Here is a 1,235-nt window from a genome sequence, read left to right as displayed (position 1 = left end):
GGTTCTGTAGCTCAGTTGGTAGAGCATCTGACTGAAGATCAGAGTGTCGGCGGTTCGATTCCGTCCAGAACCACCATTTTGCCGGCCTAGCTCAACTGGTAGAGCAACTGACTTGTAATCAGTAGGTTGGGGGTTCAAGTCCTCTGGCCGGCATATTTTGGAAGGGTAGCGAAGTGGCTAAACGCGGCGGACTGTAAATCCGCTCCTTCGGGTTCGGCAGTTCGAATCTGCCCCCTTCCATTTATAGGGGTATCGTATAATGGTAATATAGAGGTCTCCAAAACCTTTGATGTGGGTTCGATTCCTACTACCCCTGTACGACGGCGATTGTGGCGAAGTGGTTAACGCACTGGATTGTGGCTCCGGCATGCGTGGGTTCGAATCCCATCAGTCGCCCCATATTGGGCTGTAGCCAAGCGGTAAGGCAACGGATTTTGGCTCCGTCATGCAAAGGTTCGAATCCTTTCAGCCCAGTAGTTTGGCGCCTTAGCCAAGTGGTAAGGCCGAGGACTGCAAATCCTCTACCACCGGTTCAAATCCGGTAGGCGCCTTTTTTCAATTTTATATATGCGGAGATAGTTAAGTTGTTTATAACATACTTCTTCCTGAAGTAAGTCGTTGGTTTAAATCCAGCTCTCCGCTCCATTTTTTGTTAAGACTATATTAAGTCTTATTTTTTTTTATTTAAATTAAGCTCCCGTGGCGGAATAGGCAGACGCGTCGGACTCAAAATCCGATTCTTCGGAGTGCCGGTTCGATCCCGGCCGGGAGTATACGTACCACTAATATTAATATTAGTGGTTTTTTTATGCCTAAAGATACAGTGGTATTACAGTTTACAATGTTTTTACTTTAGATATAATTTAAAAATACACTATTAATGTTGAATTAATTTCAATAAATGTTTACGATAATAATCAGTAGAGATAAACTTGTTAATTAGTCATCAGATACTACTTAAATTACTATTAATTAAGGAGTCGATTTTATTGAAAAAATTAGATTTTTTACCGAATCGATTAAATAAGTACTCAATCCGTAAATTTACGGTAGGGACCGCGAGTATTTTAATCGGTTCATTAGTGTTTTTAGGACACGATGCAAAAGCAGCGGAAGATGAAACAGCTTCAGATCCAGCTACAGAAGAAGCAACTAGCGTAGACGCATCAAACGAAGAAACACCAAATGAAAAATCAACTAGCGCAGACGCATTAAACGAAGAAACACCAAATGAA

The 1,235-nt window shown here is 42.0% G+C and carries 1 protein-coding gene and 9 tRNA genes; all 10 read left to right on the top strand.

What is annotated here, in order from left to right; all coding sequences use genetic code 11:
* Positions 1 to 76, top strand: a tRNA-Phe gene (locus tag HMPREF2767_RS00435).
* Between the two features lie 4 nt (positions 77 to 80).
* A tRNA-Thr gene (locus HMPREF2767_RS00430) sits at positions 81 to 153 on the top strand.
* Between the two features lie 6 nt (positions 154 to 159).
* Positions 160 to 240, top strand: a tRNA-Tyr gene (locus HMPREF2767_RS00425).
* Positions 241 to 245: 5 nt separating this feature from the next.
* Positions 246 to 316, top strand: a tRNA-Trp gene (locus HMPREF2767_RS00420).
* Between the two features lie 7 nt (positions 317 to 323).
* Positions 324 to 399: transfer RNA gene (locus HMPREF2767_RS00415), tRNA-His, on the top strand.
* Positions 400 to 402: 3 nt separating this feature from the next.
* Positions 403 to 474 (top strand) — tRNA-Gln (locus HMPREF2767_RS00410).
* Between the two features lie 6 nt (positions 475 to 480).
* A tRNA-Cys gene (locus HMPREF2767_RS00405) sits at positions 481 to 551 on the top strand.
* 18 nt (positions 552 to 569) lie between these two features.
* Positions 570 to 645 (top strand) — tRNA-Gly (locus HMPREF2767_RS00400).
* A gap of 48 nt (positions 646 to 693) precedes the next feature.
* A tRNA-Leu gene (locus HMPREF2767_RS00395) sits at positions 694 to 773 on the top strand.
* 216 nt (positions 774 to 989) lie between these two features.
* Positions 990 to 1,235: YSIRK-type signal peptide-containing protein (locus HMPREF2767_RS08650; RefSeq protein ID WP_371440750.1), on the top strand; the 246-nt coding region annotated here is incomplete at its 3' end.

The organism is Nosocomiicoccus sp. HMSC067E10, from assembly GCF_001810835.1.
Lineage (GTDB): Bacteria > Bacillota > Bacilli > Staphylococcales > Salinicoccaceae > Nosocomiicoccus > Nosocomiicoccus ampullae_A.
This window is presented reverse-complemented; position numbering and strand designations above follow the sequence as displayed.